The organism is Streptomyces sp. CNB091 (assembly GCF_000377965.1).
Genome location: NZ_KB898999.1, coordinates 262,469 through 282,912, shown reverse-complemented (window position 1 = coordinate 282,912; position 20,444 = coordinate 262,469). Strand labels below are relative to the sequence as shown.

The 20,444-nt window shown below is 70.2% G+C and carries 16 protein-coding genes, 1 tRNA gene and 1 pseudogene; 9 read left to right on the top strand and 9 right to left on the bottom strand.

The window, feature by feature from the left end; translation table 11 throughout:
* Positions 1–55: 55 nt before the first annotated feature.
* Together D581_RS0119410 and D581_RS0119405 are read left to right on the top strand one after the other, a co-directional pair.
* On the top strand, positions 56–2,494 hold the full coding sequence (locus D581_RS0119410; RefSeq protein WP_018958873.1) for an AAA family ATPase: 2,439 nt from the start codon (positions 56–58) through the stop codon (positions 2,492–2,494).
* A complete protein-coding gene (locus D581_RS0119405; RefSeq protein WP_018958872.1) occupies positions 2,491–3,036 on the top strand; it encodes a hypothetical protein in 546 nt (181 codons plus the stop codon). The genes D581_RS0119410 and D581_RS0119405 overlap by 4 nt, the downstream gene beginning before the upstream one ends.
* Before the next feature lie 51 nt (positions 3,037–3,087).
* Here the strand turns inward: D581_RS0119405 and D581_RS0119400 are convergent, their stop codons facing one another.
* A complete protein-coding gene (locus D581_RS0119400; RefSeq protein WP_032752840.1) occupies positions 3,088–3,708 on the bottom strand; it encodes a hypothetical protein in 621 nt (206 codons plus the stop codon).
* A gap of 136 nt (positions 3,709–3,844) precedes the next feature.
* Here D581_RS0119400 and D581_RS0119395 point away from each other — a divergent pair, with 136 nt between their 5' ends.
* Together D581_RS0119395 and D581_RS0119390 are read left to right on the top strand one after the other, a co-directional pair.
* Complete coding sequence (locus D581_RS0119395; protein ID WP_018958870.1) at positions 3,845–5,719, top strand: DUF4357 domain-containing protein; 1,875 nt, start codon at positions 3,845–3,847, stop codon at positions 5,717–5,719.
* Positions 5,716–6,969: a 5-methylcytosine restriction system specificity protein McrC gene (locus tag D581_RS0119390; RefSeq protein WP_018958869.1), complete on the top strand. Its 1,254-nt coding sequence runs from the start codon at positions 5,716–5,718 to the stop codon at positions 6,967–6,969. Before D581_RS0119395 ends, D581_RS0119390 begins: the two co-directional genes overlap by 4 nt.
* On the opposite strand, the gene D581_RS0119385 is transcribed toward D581_RS0119390, so the two are convergent.
* The 3 genes from D581_RS0119385 to D581_RS0119375 form a co-directional block, all read right to left on the bottom strand.
* Positions 6,929–8,587, bottom strand: a complete 1,659-nt coding sequence (locus D581_RS0119385) for an N-6 DNA methylase (protein WP_026290693.1) — start codon at positions 8,585–8,587, stop codon at positions 6,929–6,931. The two genes, D581_RS0119390 and D581_RS0119385, sit on opposite strands and share 41 nt — an antisense overlap.
* 244 nt (positions 8,588–8,831) lie before the next feature.
* Positions 8,832–9,605, bottom strand: a complete 774-nt coding sequence (locus D581_RS0119380) for an ABC transporter permease subunit (RefSeq protein WP_018958867.1) — start codon at positions 9,603–9,605, stop codon at positions 8,832–8,834.
* Complete coding sequence (locus tag D581_RS0119375) at positions 9,602–10,519, bottom strand: ATP-binding cassette domain-containing protein (RefSeq protein ID WP_026290692.1); 918 nt, start codon at positions 10,517–10,519, stop codon at positions 9,602–9,604. The genes D581_RS0119380 and D581_RS0119375 overlap by 4 nt, the downstream gene beginning before the upstream one ends.
* A gap of 187 nt (positions 10,520–10,706) precedes the next feature.
* Between D581_RS0119375 and D581_RS0119370 the strand changes: the two genes are divergently transcribed.
* The 5 genes and pseudogenes from D581_RS0119370 to metG all read left to right on the top strand — a co-directional run bounded on the left by D581_RS0119370 (position 10,707) and on the right by metG (position 16,271).
* Positions 10,707–11,906 (top strand): sensor histidine kinase, encoded by a 1,200-nt coding sequence (locus D581_RS0119370; RefSeq protein ID WP_486585854.1) that lies wholly within the window; start codon positions 10,707–10,709, stop codon positions 11,904–11,906.
* Positions 11,903–12,610 carry a response regulator transcription factor gene (locus tag D581_RS0119365; RefSeq protein WP_018958864.1) on the top strand — a complete coding sequence of 236 codons (708 nt, stop codon included), beginning with the start codon at positions 11,903–11,905 and terminating at the stop codon, positions 12,608–12,610. The genes D581_RS0119370 and D581_RS0119365 overlap by 4 nt, the downstream gene beginning before the upstream one ends.
* A 69-nt stretch (positions 12,611–12,679) precedes the next feature.
* On the top strand, positions 12,680–13,234 hold the full coding sequence (locus tag D581_RS0119360) for a signal peptidase II (RefSeq protein WP_018958863.1): 555 nt from the start codon (positions 12,680–12,682) through the stop codon (positions 13,232–13,234).
* Positions 13,235–13,967: 733 nt separating this feature from the next.
* Positions 13,968–14,112, top strand: a pseudogene (locus D581_RS1000000142190) (LacI family transcriptional regulator); the annotation flags it as partial.
* Positions 14,113–14,549: 437 nt separating this feature from the next.
* Positions 14,550–16,271 carry a methionine--tRNA ligase gene (gene metG / locus D581_RS0119350; protein WP_018958862.1) on the top strand — a complete coding sequence of 574 codons (1,722 nt, stop codon included), beginning with the start codon at positions 14,550–14,552 and terminating at the stop codon, positions 16,269–16,271.
* A gap of 525 nt (positions 16,272–16,796) precedes the next feature.
* Here metG and D581_RS1000000142185 read toward each other — a convergent pair.
* From D581_RS1000000142185 to D581_RS0119330, 5 genes are all read right to left on the bottom strand, one after another.
* Positions 16,797–17,153: a hypothetical protein gene (locus D581_RS1000000142185; protein ID WP_469225322.1), complete on the bottom strand. Its 357-nt coding sequence runs from the start codon at positions 17,151–17,153 to the stop codon at positions 16,797–16,799.
* 92 nt (positions 17,154–17,245) lie between these two features.
* A complete protein-coding gene (locus D581_RS1000000142180) occupies positions 17,246–17,473 on the bottom strand; it encodes a hypothetical protein (protein ID WP_469225321.1) in 228 nt (75 codons plus the stop codon).
* Positions 17,474–17,690: 217 nt separating this feature from the next.
* On the bottom strand, positions 17,691–19,091 hold the full coding sequence (locus D581_RS0119340; RefSeq protein WP_018958861.1) for an MGMT family protein: 1,401 nt from the start codon (positions 19,089–19,091) through the stop codon (positions 17,691–17,693).
* A 229-nt stretch (positions 19,092–19,320) separates the two neighbouring features.
* Positions 19,321–19,394, bottom strand: a tRNA-Pro gene (locus D581_RS0119335).
* A gap of 28 nt (positions 19,395–19,422) precedes the next feature.
* Positions 19,423–20,193: a Pr6Pr family membrane protein gene (locus D581_RS0119330; protein ID WP_026290690.1), complete on the bottom strand. Its 771-nt coding sequence runs from the start codon at positions 20,191–20,193 to the stop codon at positions 19,423–19,425.
* Positions 20,194–20,444 lie beyond the last annotated feature (251 nt).

Sequence of the window (20,444 nt, the reverse complement as noted above, 5' to 3'; positions counted from 1 at the left end):
TGAACGGTTTGGCGCGCTCGTCGCGACCGCCGCCCACTCCTGTGAGGAGCACTTCATGTACGACGAGACCCCCCTGCGCCAGCTGATCGCCGAGCGCATCGACGCCGCCGATCCGTCCGTTCTGTCCCCCGAGGCCGCCGCCCTGCTCCAGGACACGCTCCCGGAGCCCGCTCCGGAGGAGGAGGGGCGGGCCGGTCCCGTCTACCTCCGGTCCATCACGGCGGCCGGCTGGCGGGGCGTCGGCCCCGAGGCGACGCTCGACCTCCCGCACGGCCCCGGCCTCACCGTGGTCTCGGGCAGCAACGGCACCGGGAAGTCGAGCTTCGCGGAGGCCGCCGAGATCGCGCTCACCGGGTTCAACGCCCGCTGGGACGGCAGCAACGGCGGTAAGCCCCGCGCGGCGCCTTGGCGGAAGGGGTGGCGGAACCTGCACGAGGCCACGACGCCTCAGGTCGCCGTGAGCCTGACCCTGGACGACGCCGAGCCGGTCACGGTGCGCCGCACCTGGCACGGGGAGAAGGTGGAGGACGCGCGCACGACGGTTGTCCGGGAGGACGGCACCGAGCTGAAGCTGGACGAGTGCGTGAACGCCACGATGCTCGACGTCTACCGGCCGTTCCTGCCCTACAGCGAGCTGGGCTCGATGGTGGACGGCACGATGAGCGATCTGTACCGGAAGATCTCCACGTTCATCGGGCTCGGCCAGCTCGCAGGGATGGACATCCGGCTCGCGGCCCGCGTCAAGGAGTACGAGGAGATCGAGGCCAGGCCCCGCCCGCTGAGGACCGCGGCCGTCGAGGTGCTCGACGGACTGGACGACCGGCGTGCCGTCGACGCGATGCGGGCTCTCGGTGGGCGTGCCCCCGACATCGGCGCCGTACGGGATCTGCTAGACCGTGACGCGGTCGCCGGCCAGGGTGACGCGGCCCGCCTTCGCGCGCTGGCGTCCCTGGCCGGTCCTGACGAGGCGGAGGTGGCGGGGGCGCTGGCCCGGCTGAGGGAGGCCATCGCGGGCTTCGAGGACGTACGGCACTCCAACGCGGAGGATGCGCGCCACCTGGCCGCGCTGTTGGAGGCCGCGTTCGAACAGCGCCGCCGGTCGGGAAGCCCCCACTGTCCGGTCTGCGGCACCGAGGACCGTCTCGACCAGGCATGGGCCGAGGCCACGCGGGCCGCGATCGAGCGGCTCCAGGCGGAGGCGGCCGAGGCCGATGCCGTACGCCGCACGCTCAGCGGTGCCAAGCGTGCCGTGCAGGACCTGGTGCAGCCCGTTCCCGACCTGCTGAGGGCGGAGGAATCCGATCTGGCGGGACTGTGGCGCGAGTGGTCGCTCTGCCGGAGCCTCACCGACCCCGCCGAATTGGCCGAGCAGGTCGGGCGCCTCGCACCGGCGCTGGGTGCTGCCTGCCGTCAGGTCGGGGAGGACTCGGCACGTCAGCTGACCGACCGGGACACCGTATGGCGGCCCGTGGCCGTGCGGCTCGCGGAGTGGGTCGAGGCGGCGGAGAAGGCGGAGGAGGCGACCGGACGGCGCAAGACGGCCAAGGCAGCCCGCGCGTGGTTCAGGAAGCTGACGGACGAGCTGAGGGCCGAGCGGATGGAGCGCTTCGCCAAGCATGCCCAGGAGGTGTGGACGAAGCTCTGCGAGAGCAGCAGCGTCTCCCTCGGCCGTGTCGACCTGACCGGGACGGCCAAGCTGGGCGGCGTCCGGCTCGACGTCTCGGTGGACGACCATGAGGCGGCCGCGTACAGCGTCATGAGCCAGGGCGAACTGCACTCGCTCGCCCTGTCGTTGTTCATCCCCCGGGCCACGCACGAGGCCAGCCCGTTCGGCTTCCTCGTCATCGACGACCCGGTGCAGTCGATGGACACGCAGAAGGTGGAGGGGCTGGCCACCGTCCTCAGCGAGTGCGCCCGGCACCGCCAGGTCGTCGTCTTCACCCACGACAACCGGCTGGAACAGGCCATCACCCACCTCGGGATCGACGCGACGGTCCACCGCATCTCCCGCGAGGAGCAGTCGCGTGTGACCGTCGAGCGGATGCGGGACCCCCTTCAGCAGGCGCTCAGCGAGGCCCGGGAGATCTCCTATGACGCGGACCTGCCCGAGTTCGTGGCGGACCGGACCATCCCGATGATGTGCCGTGCCGCCCTGGAGGTCGCCTGCGTGGAGACCGCCCGCCGCACGCTGCGGGACGAGCAGGGTCGTCGCCTGAACCTCGCGGAGTTCGAGAAGCGGGTGCCCGTACAGGCGCGGACCAGGGAGTACGTGGCCTTCGCGCTGCTGGGAGATTCCTCCGGCGATGCCGGTGCGGCCGTCGAGCGCCTGTACCCCGGGGGCGGGGCGCTGATCGGTGAGCTGAACAGGGGAGCGCACGGTGGGCTGGCCACCGTCACGGACCGCAAGGAGCTGGTGCGGCGTACCGAACGGCTCGCCGAGGCCATCCTGCGCTTCGGCCGGGGCACCGTCGGCCCGCAGGGTGGTGCCCGATGACGGACGACACCGCGCGCGCGGACGTGAACGCCGCCCGGTCCCTCCTGCGCCCCGCAGTCGGCACGATGACCGCGCTCGGCCCCGGGGTGCGGGCCCGTGCCTCGGCCCTGCTGCTGCGCCGGGCGCTCGAACGCGGCCTGGACGACTTCTGGCAGGGCGTGGTCCCCGGCATGACGCGCATCGGGAAGCACCGCATCCTGTGCCTGGGCGCGTACACCGACCGGGAGACCGCCAGGCGCTGCTACCTCATCTGGTCCGCGCTCAGCACGGCCTGCCACTACCGGGCGCACGAACTACCCCCGGGGCCCTCGGAGATCCAGGGCCGCCTGCTGGAGGTGGAGGCCCTGCTGGAGGCTCTGGAGAGAGGCCCGACGGTCCCGCACTCCGTGTCGGCCTCGCCCTCGGGGCCGGTCCACGCGGGGCGGCCGACCGCCACCCCCACCGCGCCCCCTGCACCGGGCCGGCAGCCGAGCGGGACCGTTCCGAAGCCCGGCCCGCCCCCGGGGCGGCAGGCCGCGCCTCCGGTCGTCGGCGGCCCGTGAGCGTAAGGGGGAGCCGTCCTCACGGCCGACGGCGGACGGCGACCCCCGCCCTCACGACCGGACGGGCATCCGCCGGACGGGCTTCGGCAGCCACCCGATGTGCCGGAGCGTCGGCACGACCCGGCTGAGCAGGAAGAAGACTACGGGCGTGCGTTCGTCCTCCTCGGGGAAGAAAAGCGCGTGCTGTACGGCGACGGTGTCCTGCGGGTCGTCCAGATCGACGTGGACGGGGTCCGCGAGCACGAACGCCGTGCCCAGCTCCACGTCGGGCCTGCTGGTCAGCTCCCGCAACTCGTCCAGGCCGCACACCTCGACGAAGTCCGCGGTGGTGAACGTCTTCTTGACGGTCGGCCGGTCGCCGGGCACCGCGACCCACCCCATGACACGGAGTTCCTCGCCCCCCGGGGCGGTCTCCTGGACACCCGCGCGACGACGGTTGTGCAGGTTGGACAGCGGAGCGGGCATCTCCGGGACCACGGCGGGCTGGTACAGGACGACATCCCGCTCGCCGTTCTCCCACCGGGTGTCATGGATCGTGAGCTCCGGCCGGCCCTCCAGACGTACGCGCCACACCAGCGCCGTCCCCCCGCACCGCTCGCCGGAGCACGTGGCCGCGACGCCCTTCGGCACCAGGCCGTCCCGTCGCAGAACGAACTGATCCATGATGGTCATGGCGACCACGCCCTCCCCTGTGGGGGTGGCACACACCGTGCTCCCCTGGGCGGAGATTATGCGCGCAACTGGGCCTAAACGGATGGGTGTTGGAAAAAGTGGCGATGCGGTCTTCCTCCGGAGCGGAGAAGTGGGCATGAGCGGGACCGAGGCGGGGCCCGGCAGCCCGGACGAGACGCCCGAGTTCCTGCTCAGGCTGCCCGGTGCGGACGAGGTCGACCGGGCCCGGGGCGTCCTGCTGGACGCGGTCGGGACCAACGGAAGCCGCAAGTTCCGCATCCTCGCCGGTTCGCCGGCCCGGGACCGGGAGATGCCGTCCTTCTCGAAACACTTCGCCAGCACGGCGAGGGCGCGCGCGGAGCTGAGGCGGAAGGGCGTACTGCGCCCGTCCACGCGCTGGCCGGGATGGCTGGAGACGGCCGAGGACATCGACTGCGGCTCGCCCTCCTTCGCCGCCGGGGTGCTGGTGGGGGCACCGCGCAACGGGTGGATCGACTGGAAGACGGAAGCCGACATACCGCTGTCGGACTTCATGGAGGGCGTCCGGTCCGGGCCCGCCCGCTCCTGGCTGGTACGCGGCAACAACGTCTCCGGCGCCGACCTCGTCCAGAAGCTGTGGCTTCCCGAGGGGCGCGTCTCCGTCGCCGCCCCGCGCTTGCGCCAGGGCGTCGGCCAGGGGGTGAGCAAGGAGCGTCTGCGCGCCATCGTGGAGGAGGACTGGGGCACCACCGCCACGTACAACCAGAAGCTCGAACTGGTCGAGGAACTGCACGCGTTCCTGTCCCGGATGAAGCCGGGCGACGCGGTGTGCACGCTCTCGGGCGGGCGGCTCTACGTCGGACAGATCTCCGGCCCGGCCGAACAGACCGCGTCCGACAGCGGTCTGTCCAATCTCCGGCGGCCCGTCGAATGGCAGAGCAAGGGCCACCCCTACGACACCCTGCCCGAGGAGATCAAGCAGCGCCTCGCCGCCCAGCACGACGTCGTGGATCTCACGGTGGTGCAGCCGCACATCGACGGGCTCGGCCGCACCGACGAGGAGCTGGCGGACGAGGCCGTGGAGACGGAGCGCGACCCCCGTGGTACGACACCCGCGCTCGCAGCCCGCCGCGAGCTGGAGCTGCCCGTCCCCGGCCAGGCCCTCGCCGACGAGCTGCTGACGCACGACGCCGGCTGGCTCAGGGAGGTCCGCGACCTGCTCTGGGACGAGAGGCAGTTGATCTTCTACGGCCCGCCGGGCACCGGCAAGACGTACGCCGCCCTCGCACTGGCCGAGTACCTCGGCGGCGGGGCCGAGCGCGTGAAGCTCGTGCAGTTCCACCCCTCCTACTCCTACGAGGACTTCTTCGAGGGCTTCCGGCCCCGCGAGGACCCCAAGACGGGTGACGTCGCCTTCCGCCTGACGGCCGGGCCCCTGCGCGAGCTGGCAGACCTGGCGTCCCGCGAGGGCCACCACCACATCCCGCACTTCCTGATCATCGACGAGATCAACCGGGCCAACCTGGCCAAGGTCTTCGGCGAGCTGTACTTCCTCCTGGAGTACCGCAGGAGGTCCGTGCGGCTCACCTACTCCGGCGATGACTTCCTGCTCCCGCCCAACCTCTTCGTCATCGGCACCATGAACACCGCCGACCGGTCGATCGCACTGGTCGACGCCGCGATGCGCAGGCGTTTCGCCTTCGTCGAGTTGTCACCCCGCACCGAGCCCACCCGTGGCCTGTTGCGGCGCTGGCTCGGCCGGCAGGGGTTCGACAGCCGCCCGGCGGATCTCTTGGACGCCCTCAACTCCCGTATCGACGACCCGGACTTCCTCATCGGCCCCTCGTACCTGATGAACAAGAGCGTGCACCGGGAAGGCGGCCTGGACCGGATCTGGCGGACCAAGATCCTCCCGCTGCTGGAGGAGCACCACTACGGTGAGACCTTCGACATCGCGAAGCGGTACGGACTCGACGCCCTGTCCCGGTCCCTCGGGGACGGCGACGGCGGACCGGGCGCCGCGACCCCGTGACGACCGTCGAACTGGGCGAGCACGGAGCCGCTCTCAGCGTGCCGCTCCCGGACGAGGTCGGCCGGGCGCTCGCCGCCTCCCGCATCGTCGAGGCGGCCCCCGACCCGTATCTGCCGGGCGCCTGGCGGCTGAGGGCCGGCGGCAAGGTCGGAGCGGTGTCCGTGAGGGTGCCGGGGCAGGATCCCGTGACCCTCAGGATCGCGCCCAAGGTGCCGGTGCGGCGGCTGTTCTTCCTGATCGGCTACGCCGCCGACCCCCGGGTGCACCGGGACGGCGAGGTGGACGTGACCGAGCACGACGAGGTCCTTCCCGCACTGGCCCACGGGTTCGAGAGGGCTGTCGAACGCGCGCTGCGTCAAGGCGTTCTCCAGGGCTACCGGCACACCGAGGAGACCTCACCGGTGGTCCGCGGGCGCATTCGGGAGGCCGACCAGGTCAAACGTCACCACGGGCGGGCCTTCCCGGTCGAGATCGCCTACGACGACTACGGCACCGACATTCCGGAGAACCGCCTCCTGAAGGGCGCGGTGGAGCGGCTGCTTCCCTTGGACCGTGTACCCGACGACGTACGCCGCCGACTCCGCCACCACAGAGGCCGCTTGCTGGACGTACAACCGCTGAAGCGGGGGGTGCGCGACCTACCGCGGTGGCGGTCCGGCCGGCTGAACCACCGCTACCAGCCCGCACTGCGGCTGGCCGAGACGATCCTGCGCGGTTCGTCGGTGGAGCACGGCGCGGGCCGGGCCTCCGTCGACGGGTACCTCATCGACACGCACAAGATCTTCGAGGACTTCGTCTGCGTGGCCCTGCGTGAGGCGTTGGCGCGACACGGGGGACGCGCGGCTCTCCAGGCCCGCGGCGTACACCTGGACGAGGACCGGAACGTAGCGATGCGTCCGGACCTGGTCTGGTACGGGGACGGCGGTGAACCACGGGCTGTCGCGGACGCCAAGTACAAGGCGGAGAAGCCCGAGGGATTTCCCGACGCCGATCTCTACCAGATGCTCGCCTACTGCACGGCGTTCGGCCTTCCGGACGGCCACCTCGTGTACGCGAGGGGGTACGAGCCGAGCGTGACGCACCAGGTGCGGAACGCCGCAATCCGCGTCCACCAGCACGCCCTGGCCCTGGACCGCCCGCCGGGAGAGCTGCTGGCCGAGATCGCGGCCATCGCCCACACGATGGCGGGCGGGTCTGGTGACGCGTCCGTCAGGTGGGGTCCTCAGGCGGCACGAGAGCCCCGTTGGTGAGACCGTCGCGAGCGAGAGCGCTCGCCTGCTCGGCCAACCGGGCGACTTCGCGCACGTAGGCCTCGAACTCCCGCAAGGCGCGGAAGGCGGCACCGTAACGCCGTTGCTCCTTCACGGCCATCTGCGGGACACGGGCGCCTTTCACGTCGAGGCGATAGGTCCCGCTGCTGCTGGTCGAGCGCCGCTTGTTGGACGCACTGCGCAGAAAGCCCTGTAGGTAGTCAGTGTCCAACTGGTCGCTCGTCGAATGTGGTTCGGCACCCGTGAGCTCGACAAGTCCGGCGCGGGACAGATCGGCCAAGCTGACTGTCGCGCCGTCCAGCGTTCCGGGCCCCTCGCCCGCCGAGAGGGCGGGCAGCAGGGCGTTGAGCTGCCCCAGCCTCTCCTCGATGCGTCGCCGGAGGGCACGGTATTCAGCGGGCAGATCCTCGCGTGCGGCGTCCACATGGGCACTCGGGGTGAGATCGACGGAGTCGTCGAGCAGGTCGATGAGCGGCACATCGACGGCTTGCCCGGCCGCGGGTTCCATCGGGCCGTCGGCCGAGTTGGAGGTGAGGTCCACCATCCGTACCGACCTGGCGACGCTGGACGCGTCGGCCGGGCGGCGCAGGACCCACAGATGAACGGGTTGCGCGTGTGAGGCGACCATCCCGGCCGGCAGGGCCACGACATCCGTGAGGATGCCCCGACGGACCATCTCCGCCCGAATACGTCTGCCGGCCTTCCGGTAGGCCACGGACGCGGGCATGACGGCGACGACCCTGCCGTCGGGCGCGGTGCGGGCGTAGCAGTGCTGGAGCCAGGCCAGATCCCCCTCCGCCTTCGAGGGCGTGCCCAGCTCCCAGCGGGAGTCGAGGAGCAGCTCCTCACGGCCCCAGTCCGGACCGGCGGTCGGCGGGTCGCACAGGACGAGGTCGGCACGGAGATCTGACCAGAGGTCCTGACGCAGGGAGTTTCCGGTCTCGATGACCGTGTTCCGGTACCCGGCGAGGTCAGCTCGCGCCTGCGCCAGCTCCGCCACCCCCGGATCGACTTCCTGACCACGCCGTAGAGGGCCCTCGGCGGGGCCGACGGACAGGAGCAGGGTTCCGATACCGCAGGCAGGATCGAAAATGACGGAGTCGCCGGACACGGCCCCCGCGAAGTGCCTTACTGCTTTGACCAGGCGCAGCGAAGTGACCTGATCGGAGCCGACGCGTCGTGAGGAGTCGCGGAAACGCTCCACCAGCTGCTCGACGACCTGGGCCGGCGATTCCCTCGCGGCCAGACCCGTGGCCAGCTCGGCCAGATCCTCGTCCAGTCCGCTTGCGTCGCCGCGAGCCAGGAGGCGGGCGACGCACGTGACACCCGTGATGATGTCGTCGCCGAAGCCACCTCGTAGCGCTTGCCACAGGCGGACGTCGTCCGAGACGTCCGTGCCCTTCTGTTGTCTGGCGAGCCAGGAACGCACTTCGGCGAGAGAGAAGAGCGGCGTGCTCGCTCCGGCATCGGCAGGGGCGGGGAAGTCGCTGTACCGCCGTCGCCAGTTGGAGACGGCGGCCCGGGTCACCCCCGCCAGCCTGGCGATCTCTGCTCCGGTGATCAGCGAGTCGGCGGCTGGTGGAGTTGATTCCTTCATGATTCCACCGTACACGGTATTCGCCTGAGATCCGATGGGTAGTGCGTTGGCGATGTCAACGAGTACGTTTCCGGCGCCGGCGCCGCCGTCCACCTGGCGGCCCTCCCCTCCAGAGAGAGCCGACATGGGCGCCGACGAGGGTCGTGTCCACGGCGTCCGCGAGCCGCCGCCGGTCCTGCCGGAGCGATTCACCGCCACACCGCACCACCCCACAACCAACGACCACTCACAGGTCCGCCGGGCGTCAGGCGTCGCGGTGGCGCAGAACTACGTAGCCGCCGAGCACAGCGGCGGCGGTCCAAGCGACCAGGATGGCGAGCGCCGTGCCGGAGGTGTAGTCGGGGCCGAAGCGGTCGTTGTCGGGTGGTCGGGCGATGCGCATCAGGTGCAGGCCGGCCTGGTCGGGCAGGTACTGCAGGACGGGTTTGAGGGCGGGGACGTTGCCGAGTCCCTGCGAACCGAGGAACAGCAGCGGCAGCAGGAGACTCAACGCGACGGCCGAACTACGCACGATGGCCGTGACTCCCATGGACAGGGCGCAGATCAGAGTCAGGTAGGTGATGGCGCCGGTGAGTGCCGTCGGAATCCCGTCCGACGTGAGTGAGGTGCCGTATGGGCCCAGGATCGCCTGTGCTCCGGCGAAGGTGACGATGACGGTGACGGTCGAGCCGGCGAGGGCGGCCAGCGTGCCGGCGAGTAGTTTGCCGCCGTAGAGCAGCCCGCGTTGGGGCACGGCGGTCAGCGATGCGCGCATCGTCCCGGACGAGTACTCGGAGCCGACGAGCAGGACGCCGAAAGCGACGAGGGCGAGTTGACCGATGGTCACGCTGTACAAGCCGGCGGCCAGTGGGCTGAAATTGACGACGTGCTCGATGTCGCCACGCCAGTTGAACGCGACGAGTGTGCCGATGCCGGTGCTGATCACGAAGGTCAGTAGCAGTGCGAGACGGGTCGACCGCACGGTCCACACCTTGGTCCATTCGGCGGCCAGTACCGCGCGGGGCGAGTTTCCGGTCATCGGTGTTCTCCCGCCGGCTCAGCCCGGTATTCGACCGCGTCGGCCGTCAGTCGTATGAATGCCTCTTCCAGGGACACGCCCTTGCGCGTCACCTCGTGCACCGTTACCGCGTGTGCTGCGACCAGTTCGCCGAACCGCTCTGCCGTGGTGGCCACTTCGAGGCTGCCGTCCGCGTGGTCGGCGGCTGTGATCCCCGCACCGACCAGCACTGCGCGCAACCGTTGCGGTTCGGGTGTGCGTACCCGCACCCCGGCGTTCGTGTGCCGGTCGATGAACGCGGTCATGCCGGTGTCGGCGAGTAGCCGGCCGCGGCCGATGACCACGAGGTGGTCCACGGTGAGCGCCGCCTCGCTCATCAGGTGGCTGGACACGAGGATGGTGCGCCCCAGGAGGGCCAGCTCTCGCATGAGTCCGCGGATCCACAGGATGCCCTCCGGGTCGAGCCCGTTGATCGGCTCGTCCAGGATCAGGACGGCGGGGTCGCCGAGCAGCGCTGCTGCGACCCCCAGTCGCTGACTCATGCCCAGCGAAAGCCTCCCGGCCCGACGGTGCGCGGCGCTCTCCAGGCCGGTCAGCTCGATCACCTCACGCACGCGGCGTGACGGGATCCGGTTGCTGCGGGCCAGACAGCGCAGGTGGTCGAGCGCGGTGCGGCCGGGGTGCACCGCCTTGGCGTCGAGTAGCGCGCCCACCGTGCGCAGCGGGTCGCGCAGCTGCCGGTAGTGGGCACCGTGGATGCGTACCTCGCCGCCCGTCGGGCGGTCCAGGCCCAGCATCATGCGCATCGTGGTGGACTTCCCGGCTCCGTTGGGGCCCAGGAATCCGGTTACCCGGCCGGGCTCCACTCGAAAGGTCAGCCCCTCCACGACGGTGGCTTTCCCGTAGCGCTTGGTCAGGTCGGTGACGTCGATCATGGAGGTGATGGTCGGGCACAACAGGGTGCGGCCGCGTCCGGCTCGGGGTGGACTGCCCTTCGTCCACCCCTGGGTGGAGTACGGCCGTCGACTGCCGACGGCACCCCACTGTGGGTGGAGCGGCGGAGCGGCGGTGTCGGCCGCAGGGTGGAGGTGCCGCGGCGTATCCCCTCGATAGGGTCGAGCGGTGCAAGCAGGTACGGCTGTGGACGACGACCCTCCCCTCCTGGCTCGGCGGTTGAGCCGGCGCCAACGCACAACCATGGACTGCGTGCTCGTGCTCGGCTATGTTGCCGCGCTGTTGTTGTCCGGGCCGGCGGGGGGATCGTCGGCCGCACCGGCGTCCTCGACGCCGGTGTCGTGGGAACGGCTCGTGCTCGTCGCCGCGGCCACGGTGCCTGTCGCCGTACGGTGGGTCTGGCCGGTGCCCGTGTTCGTGGTCGTGCTGGCGGTCACGGCCGTGGCGGTCGCGCGGGACCAGGCGTGGGACCCGTTCCTGTCGGGGGCGTTCGCCCTCTACACCGTCGCCGTCATGGCGCGGCCGCGCCGTTGGTGGCGGCGATGGCTGCCCGGCCTGGCGATCGCCGTGTTGTCGGTCGCCGGCGTGGTCGCGGCCGCGCGGGCCGGCGGAACGGACCGGTGGCACAACGGCCCAGGTCTGCTGCTGCTCGGCTTTGTCGCGCTGCTCGGCTCCTGGGAGCTGGGACGCGCCGTGCGGCAGAGACGTGCCTTCGCCGTGCGGGCGGCCGAGCAGCTCGCGCAGCGCGCCGTCACCGAGGAACGCCTGCGGATCGCCCGCGAGTTGCACGACGTCGTCACCCACAGCATGGGCCTGATCGCGGTCAAGGCCGGCGTCGCCAACCACGTGCTCCACGTCCGGCCGCAGGAGGCGTACGACGCACTGCAGGTCATCGAGCGCACGAGCCGCACCGCGCTGAACGACATGCGCCGGATGCTCGGCGTGCTCCGCGCGTCCGAAGGTGAACGGCAGGTCGCGGCCCTTGGCCCGGCGCCCGGAACCGATGCTCTCGCCGAGCTGGTCCGGCAGGCCGGCGCGCGGTTGGCCGTGCGCGGTGTCGAAAATCTTCCAGACGCCATCGCGCTGGCCGTCTATCGGATCGTGCAGGAGGCGCTGACCAACGTCGCCAAGCACACCGCTCCCGCGACCCGTTGCCGCGTGGAGGTCGAAGCGAACGGCCGCGAGGTCCGGCTCGATATCGTCGACGACGGCGCCGGCCGGGCGAGCCCCGCGATGCCACCGGGCGGACACGGCATCGTCGGCATGCGTGAACGCGTCGCCGTCCATGGCGGGACCCTTACCGCAGGACCGTGTCCGACGGGCGGCTTCGCGGTCCGGGCGATACTGCCATACGAGGAGAACGCTTGACCCGGCCCGGTGATCTACCCGACAACGCGATACGCGTGCTGATCGCGGACGACCAGGCGCTGTTGCGCGGCAGCCTGCGGGTGCTCGTCGACACCGAGCCCGGCCTGACGACCACGTCGGAGGCTGCCACCGGGGCCGAGGCCGTGCGGCTTGCCCGGCGGGATCCCCCGGACGTGGTCCTGATGGACGTGCGCATGCCCGAGATGGACGGCATCGAGGCGACCCGGCTGATCTGCGGCTCCCCCGAGACCGCGAACGTCAAGGTGCTGATCCTGACGATGTTCGACCTGGACGAGTACGTCTACGCCGCCCTACGAGCCGGCGCCAGTGGCTTCCTGCTCAAGGACACGCCACCAGGCGAGCTGCTCGCGGCGATCCGGCTCCTCGCCGCCGGTGACGCACTTCTGGCGCCGGCGGTGACGCGGCGCCTGATCGCGGAGTTCGCCCGTCGCCCAGAGCCCTCGCGACCGCGGAGTCCCACCCTGGACGGCGTCACCGCGCGCGAACGCGAGGTCCTCACCCTCATCGCCCGCGGCCTCTCCAACACCGAAATCGCCGGACAGCTCTTTCTCGGCGTTGCCACCGTCAAGACCCACGTCAACCACCTGCTCGGCAAGCTCGCCGCGCGCGATCGCGCCCAGCTGGTGATCGCCGCGTACGAGAGCGGCCTGGTGACGGCGGCAGCCCCGCCGTCCGGTGGCTGAGAGTCGTCGTCGGGCGGAGGACTGACCACCACGGATGCAGGTAACACCCACAGGAGAAGGAGGCAGCGAATGACGCGGCTGAAGCGGGGATCGGGACGGTTGTACGGCGTGATGCTCACGCTGGCGGCAGTGGTCCTGCTCGTGGACCAACTCACCAAGATCTGGGCGGTCTCCGCACTGTCCACCGGCGAGAGCGTCACCGCGATCCCGACTCTGGTCCGTTTCCGGCTGTTGTACAACGCCGGCGCCGCGTTCTCCATCGGCTCCGGCGCGACATGGGTGTTCACCCTGGCGACGGCGGGCGCAGTGGTCGGCATCCTCTATGCCGCACGCCGACTGACCTCACGTCGGTGGGCGCTGGTGCTGGGCACGCTACTCGGCGGCACGATGTCCCACTTGGGCGACAGGCTCTTCCGCGCGCCCGGCTTCGCCCGCGGGCATGTCGTGGACTTCATCGACTACGGCCCGTTCGTGGGGAACGTCGCCGACATCGCACTCTTCTGCGGATGCGCCGCGCTGACGCTGCTCTGCCTACGTGGTGTGCCGCTCGCCAAGACACCAGGCGAAGAGCCCTGCCCTGACGTGTCTACGGCAACGTCTGACTCGACACAGCCTGACGACTGAACCTCTGCGCCGTCTCGGAAGGCAGCACGCGAACCGATGTCCGTTTCGCGCCTGCCGGGGCTTCTGCGCACGGCTGCCACCTGGCGCTACCGCTGCCACCCGCGCCTGACACAGCACCAATGAGAGCCCGAAGCCGTAAGGGGTGATTTCGGGCGCCCACTTCGACAGTACGAGCCCGTGCTCACGCCAGGAGGGCGCGGTCGGTCAAGCACGCCGTGGACGCGTCCCCGGCCCAGCACAGCATGGCCGGCCACCGCCCTGTACGCCGACCTCGCCCCGCGCCTGCACTTCGTCCACGCGGACGTCGTCACCCACCTCCGCGCGAACCCGGGCGCCTACGACGTGCTGTACAGCCACTTCGGGGCGGTGGACTTCACCGACCCCCACGAGCTGCTCCCGGCCGCCGCTGACGCGCTCCGCCCCGGTGGGCGCCTGGTCTTCTCCACCCTCGCCCACTACCTGTCCGGCAAGCCCGCGCAGCCGGACGTCACGGCCGCCGAGGTGCCGGCGAAGACCCCGGAGGGTGAGAGCGCCACGATGTACCGGTGGGTGCTGCAAGAGCACGTGTGGATCAAGGTCCTGGACCAGGCCGGGTTCACCGGCATCCGCGTCGAGGAGCTGCCCGCCGGCGACGGCCCCCGGCCCGCCGCCCCCCTCCTCGTCACACCGAGTGCCCCGCCACCTGAGACCGGGCCGGGGAATGCCGCTGCCCCGGGCCGAGTCGCTCTCCGTGGAGAAGGCACCGCAGGCAGCACGCCGTACCACTACTCGGCGAGCCGTGGCCCGGAGTCCCCGCACGCAGACGCGGTGCCGGCCAACGGGCCGACGCTTGCTGGCTCCCGATGGCCAAGGGCCTCACGCCCCACGGAATGCGTCACGGGCTGCGGCGAAGTCCGGGCTGCGCGAGACACCCGGATTTCCGATCGCAGGGGTGAAATTCGGGCCTGACCCGCACGGCGCTGCTGGAAGTTGCTTCTCGGATCATGGGGACCACCTCTTGAGCCTCGGATGCAGAGAGGGAATGCGTAACCACGGACATACGGCCCTAATATGAGGGCCGCCTCGGCCGTTCGAGACTTGCTTGGCCGCCTGTCTCGGACGGCCGAGCGCCTTTCCGTGCGAGCCCGCCCGACGGTAAACGACTCGGCGGAGTGGCACCCGGGTGCCATACGATTGCGGCGGCTTGCAGAGCTGGCCGTCACCAAGCGTGACACGGTTGATCGACCTTGCGCGGTCGCGCCTGCTGCACTCTCCCGACTTCGGCCCGCCGTGGCACTGCCGCCGGCGCCAAACGTACGAAATGGAGCATCCAAGGATGGCTCGACACCTGGTAACCAGCGCGCTTCCCTACATCAACGGGATCAAGCACCTGGGCAACATGGTCGGGTCGATGCTTCCGGCGGATGTGTACTCCCGGTACCTCCGCCAGCGCGGCCACGATGTCCTGTACATCTGCGCCACCGATGAGCACGGGACACCGGCCGAGCTGGCCGCCAAGGCGGCCGGACTGTCGGTGGCGGAGTTCTGCGTTCAGGCTCACGACGCGCAGAAGGCCGTGTACGAAGGCTTCCAGCTGGCCTTCGACTACTTCGGCCGCAGCTCCTCGCAGCAGAACGCCGAGATCACGCAGCACTTCGCGCGGAAGCTGCGGGAGAACGGCTTCATCGAGGAGCGGGCGATCAGCCAGGTGTACTCCCCGGTCGACGGCCGCTTCCTCCCCGACCGGTACGTCGAGGGGACCTGCCCGCACTGTGGTTACGACAAGGCGCGTGGCGACCAGTGCGAGAACTGCACGCGCGTCCTGGACCCGACCGACCTGCTTGACCCGCGCTCGGCGATCAGCGGCTCCACGGAGCTGGAGGTCCGCGAGACCAAGCACCTCTTCCTGCTCCAGTCGAAGCTGCAGCACGAGGTCGAGGCGTGGGTGGCGCGGCACGAGGCCGACTGGCCGCAGCTGTCCTCCTCCATCGCCCGCAAGTGGCTGACCGAGGGCCTGCACGACCGGGCGATCACTCGCGACCTGGACTGGGGGGTGCCGGTCCCGGCGGACACCTGGCCGGAGCTGGCGGCCGAGGGCAAGGTCTTCTACGTCTGGTTCGACGCCCCGATCGAGTACATCGGCGCGACGAAGGAGTGGGCGGACGCCGCCCCGGACAGCGAGAGGCGCGACTGGAAGTCCTGGTGGTACGAGGCCGACGACACGGTCCGCTACACCCAGTTCATGGCCAAGGACAACGTCCCGTTCCACACGGTGATGTTCCCCGCCACCGAGCTGGGTGTCCGCGAACCGTGGAAGAAGGTCGATGTCGTCAAGGGCTTCAACTGGCTGACGTACTACGGCGGCAAGTTCTCCACCTCCCAGCAGCGCGGCATCTTCACCGACGCCGCGCTGGAAACACTGCCAGCCGACTACTGGCGCTACTTCCTGATCGCCAACGCCCCCGAGTCCGACGACTCCTCCTTCACCTGGGAGCACTTCGCGGCTACGGTCAACAAGGACCTGGCCGACACCCTCGGCAACTTCGTCAACCGCGTCCTGTCCTTCTCCCGCAAGCGCTTCGGCGACGAGGCCCCTGCGGGCAACGCGGCAGGCGAGCCGGAGACACGGCTGGGCGAGGAGATCGCCCACCTCCTCGCCGAGTACGAGGAGCACATGGACGCCCTCCAGTACCGCAAGGCTGGGGCGGCGCTCAGGGCCCTGTGGTCGGCGGGCAACTCCTACCTGGAGGAGAAGGCCCCCTGGCTGGAGATCAAGACCGACCCCGAGGGCGCGGCCCTGACCCTGCGCACGGCGATGAACCTCATCCACCTGTACGCGATCGTCTCCGAACCCTTCATCCCGGCCTCGGCGGCCGCCATGCGGGGCGCCTTCGCCCTGACCGCCGACACCCCGACCTGGGTGACGGCCGAAGAGGCGAAGTCCCTGGCCTCGGTCCCGGCCGGCACCCCGTTCACGGTCCCGCCGGTGCTCTTCGCGAAGATCTCCGAGGAGGACCTGGAGTCGTACCGCACCCGCTTCGGCGGCGCCGACGCCTGACGGTGCCTCTCGTGCCCCTACCGACCCCAGGGCCTCGGCGTACTCGCGTTGCGTCCAGTTTGTGATCACCCGAGGTCGAGGAGTGTGAGGGGCCATCGGGGATCCCGGGCGTTGCGTCGCAGACCCGCGACGCAACGTTGGAGCACAAAAGTTCCTTAAAGCGGGTCGCCGCAACTCCTACAGGTGCCTTCGCCATCGTCGTACATAACGCCGCAGCAGTAGGTGGGGCCGCCGCTGACTTCAAAACAAGCGCTGCACATCTGAGACTCGTCGTCCCAGTCAGTCGCGTTCTCGACGGGGTCGTCACACCCTGTACATACAAGCGCTGTCACCGCGCGGCACCCCAGCAATCGGAGGAGGTAAACGGGGAGCAGTAATCGCTGTCGTGTCGCTCGGAATAGTCGCTCATGTTGGCTGTCGGCCTACCACAGTTCGGACACGTGGGGTGTTCACCCGGACATGTGCGATTGTTGTGCCCATCAAGTCCACATACCCTGCATGCCATGACGACAGAGTAGATGACCCTCAGCCGTCGACCCAGGGCTTTGGCAGAAACTGGATAGCGTCCGGTTTGTGATTATGTGAGGCCGAGGAACGCGAGGAGTCGGCAGGCGTTGCGTGCGTTGCGGCGAAGGCCGACGGCCATGCCCTTGACGCCGCCCTGGGGTGCATTGCCTGTCCGCAGTTGGGAGGCGTCCTCGGCGAAGGCTCGATCTTCCAGCGGTCCCGGACCAGCTGAGCGAGCCGGGCGGGGGCGGCCTGTTCCGCGGTCAGGCTGGTCACCGCGTAGACGGTGGTGATGGTCTTGCCGTTCTTGCGGTCGGTGCGGCGGCGCTTGACTTGGACGGCCTGGCAGGCGCCGAGAAAGAGCAGGCTGATCACGATGGCGACCTTGATTCGGTGGTTCTCCACGCGGCCGTGGCCGCAGTCGCGCGTGCGGCCTTGGAGCGGGATGCCCTTCCAGGGAAGGGACTTCAGCTGCTTGCGCAGTTTCTTCTGATTGCCCTGACGATGGCGATGTAATGGGCCCGGCGGCCCAGAAGGTAGCCGGCGGGCTCGCGCTGGGTGTGCAGTGCGTCGCTGGTGACGACCGTCCCGGCCAGGTCGGCGACGGAAGCCAGCAGCAGCTGGAAGCAGGTGGTCTCGCTGGTCTTCTCGCCGACGTCGAGCTGGGCCAGGACCAGGCCGGTGTTGTGCTCCACCGCCGCAGGAAGGCACGTCGTCGTGGAGCTTCGCCGAATGGCTCCACCGCTGCCTGATCGGCGACGACACGGCCGGCCCAACAGCTCAGTTTTCTGTAACATCTCCCGATGCCGCCCGACGAATGCGCGAGCCTTGGTGCAGCCCGGACCGCGGCATTGGGTAGTGAACAGGAGCGGCACCCTGCACTAGTCACAACACAGCAGCCCGGGGGCTCTCTTAGTTGTCGAGCACTTGCCGGAGGGCGTCCCGACGCAGGCGCGTTTCCGGATCGGCGACATCCCTGTTGAAACGGACACCCTCGGCGATCAGGACGTCTGTAGGCGTGTCCGTACGCGTCTGATCGGGCCACTGGAAGCCTTGGCTGACGCGTCCTGCCGCATTGAGCACGCGCCAGGGGTTGGGGCATTGGCCGCAGGCGGCCAGATGGGTGCCGACCGGGACGGCATGGCTGCCGATCACCGCGGCTACGTCTCCGTAAGTGGTCCACCGTCCGGCGGGGACGGCGCCCAGCAGGGTGTGCAGCACCGTCCAGTCCTTGCGGGTGCCGTTGAGCTGCCTGGCCAGACCTGTGAGGTCGATCCCCGCCAGGGTGGCCCATTCTTCGGGGTCGACATCGGCGGGCACATGGTTGGTGTCGACGTCCCACCACGTCGTTCCCTGTATGCCGTCGGCGGTGCGACCTGTCACGCTCGTGAAGATGTGGTTGGCGAGCCCGGTTGGTGAATAGGACGCGTCATCGGCGTCCCAGATCAGTGGCTTGGCGGTGTTGTTGTTCCAGGTGACCGTTGCTCGGCTGATGTCCTCTTCCACCCACGCGTGGATGGCGTTGCGGATGGGTTCCGGCACGCCGTGACGCGGCGTCATCCGGAGCCTGGTTCCGTCCGGCAGCAGGCCCGCGCCGACGAGGACGTGCACGGCGTTGCGCGAGCGTGAGCGTTCCTGCAGCTTCTTGGCCGCCGCCTCGCCTTCGACCCGGGCTGGGGCAAGCGTGAACTCCTCGACCTCCGGGGTCGGATAGACCTTGGTGAACCCGGCGACGAGGTGTCCTTCCACCCGCCACAGGCCGACCTGGACGAGGTCAATGTCGATACCCATTTCCGAAAGCCAGACGACGGAGTGGGTGACCTGCTTGGGGAAGTCGGCGGCGATGATCACCTGCCGGGGACGCTGGAGCAGTTCCGGGCTCCACTCCCCGTCCACGTGGTCGAGCAGGAGCTGCCTGCACGCGTCGATGTCGAGGGCTTGCCCTCTACGCGACAGGAAGCCACGGTGCGCCTGGGTGAGGGTGTCGAGGTCGAACCGGGACACCAGAGCGGCGTAGGTGATCGCCTGAAGGTGTACATCCCGGTCGGCCGTCCCTCGCTTCAGCTCCACCACCACGAGGCGCCCGGTCGCATCCAGTCCGAGCACGTCCAGCCGGTCGCGGGCCGGCACTCCGTCGGTGTCGGCCCACCGGTCGTACTCGGAGGTGATCACGAGCACCGACTCCCCGAGCACCTGAGGATGGGCGATCACCCACTCCTGGAGGTGCTGTCGCTCCAGCAGGCTCTCGGCGGCGAGCCCGGTGCGCGATATCGGCGTGGCCGTCCGGCCGTCGACGGTGAACAGATGATCCACGGTGCCCCCTCGTGCGCCCGGCGCGGTGCGTCGGACGCCCAGAGCGTACGCGGACGGGACCGCCCCCGGGAGCTGTCTCGCCGAATCATCGAAACGCCGAACCACTTCGGGAGCCGATGGGAGCCGGGTTCCGAGATTGGCTCCCAAACGGCTCCCAAGACGCCCCCGGAAACCACTCAGGGGCCTGATCCACTAAGTGGATCAGGCCCCTGACCTGGTGTTTCAGCTGTCGGGGTGGCGGGATTTGAACCCACGACCTCTTCGTCCCGAACGAAGCGCGCTGCCAAGCTGCGCTACACCCCGATGTCCACCGGACTCCCGGCGACATCGATTACTTTAGCCCACCGGCGGCCGGAGGCGAAATCCGGTTTCTCCGGTGCTGGAACCGCCCCGCCACGTTCGGCCGTAGGTGGTCCGCGGTGGTGATCAGGACGCCCAGGGCGGCGAAGAGGAGGCCGAGGGCGATGGCCTGGATGAAGGTCCCGGCGTAGCCGTACGTGTCGACCTCGAGGAACGGGTACGGGTAGCGGGCCGGGGCGTCGGGGGAGAGCAGGGCTCCGCGGGTCAGGACGAGGGCCAGGTAGGCCGCGGGGGCGGACAGCCAGAGGGGGATGTGGGCCAGGCGCAGCGTGCGGGGGGCGGTCAGCAGGAGCCAGTCCGCGGCGACGGCCGAGGGGGTCACCGTGTGGAGCAGGAGGCTCGCGGTGGTGGACCAGTCGGCCCCCGTGTCCGGACCGGCGCGGGAGGCGCTCATCGGGGAGCCGCCGTGGTTCACCAGCACCAGGTGGTACATCAGGGCGGTGACCGCGGCGAGCAGAAGCACCCCGCCCGACAGCCTCGGCGACAGCGGTGGCCCGCCCCGCCAGGAACGTACGGCCGACCAGCCGAAGGCGCCCGCGATCAGGAGGTTCGACAGGACCGTGAAGTGGATCAGCGTCGGTGACGCGTAGCCGGTCGCCAGGGCGATGACCGGGCCCGTGGCCGCCGCCCCGCACGCGCTTGCGCGCAGGGCCGTGGCCCAGGGGCGGCGGGGCGCTGGGGGGACCGGGAGCACCTCTGCCGCCCGGGGGCGGGGGAGCAGGGCGGTCCGGGGCGGGGTCATGATTCGTACCGTAAGCGGGTGGGAAGACCCCCGCGATTCGTCCGCCCGCCGTGCGTGCCCCTCGCTCGGACGCCTCGGCGCGTCAGCGCCCTGGACCCGCCGACGCCTCGGCGTCAGCGCCCTGGACCCGCCCCGTGCGCGCTGGTCCCGCCCCGGCCCCGCCTCGCGTGCCCTGGTCCCGTCCTACCCCCGCCCCGCGTCCGTCGCGCGCTGCCCCCGCGTCCGTCGCGCGCTGTGGGCCCGCCCCGCCC

Bases quoted from the DNA above. Each gene is read 5' to 3' on its own strand.
- D581_RS0119410 (WP_018958873.1), top strand. From the start codon at position 56: ATGTACGACGAGACCCCCCTGCGCCAGCTGATCGCCGAGCGCATCGAC.
- D581_RS0119330 (WP_026290690.1), bottom strand. From the start codon at position 20,193: ATGACCCCGCCCCGGACCGCCCTGCTCCCCCGCCCCCGGGCGGCAGAG.
- D581_RS0119360 (WP_018958863.1), top strand. From the start codon at position 12,680: ATGACGCGGCTGAAGCGGGGATCGGGACGGTTGTACGGCGTGATGCTC.
- D581_RS0119395 (WP_018958870.1), top strand. From the start codon at position 3,845: ATGAGCGGGACCGAGGCGGGGCCCGGCAGCCCGGACGAGACGCCCGAG.
- D581_RS0119385 (WP_026290693.1), bottom strand. From the start codon at position 8,587: ATGAAGGAATCAACTCCACCAGCCGCCGACTCGCTGATCACCGGAGCA.
- D581_RS0119380 (WP_018958867.1), bottom strand. From the start codon at position 9,605: ATGACCGGAAACTCGCCCCGCGCGGTACTGGCCGCCGAATGGACCAAG.
- D581_RS0119375 (WP_026290692.1), bottom strand. From the start codon at position 10,519: ATGATCGACGTCACCGACCTGACCAAGCGCTACGGGAAAGCCACCGTC.
- metG (WP_018958862.1), top strand. From the start codon at position 14,550: ATGGCTCGACACCTGGTAACCAGCGCGCTTCCCTACATCAACGGGATC.
- D581_RS0119405 (WP_018958872.1), top strand. From the start codon at position 2,491: ATGACGGACGACACCGCGCGCGCGGACGTGAACGCCGCCCGGTCCCTC.
- D581_RS0119400 (WP_032752840.1), bottom strand. From the start codon at position 3,708: ATGACCATCATGGATCAGTTCGTTCTGCGACGGGACGGCCTGGTGCCG.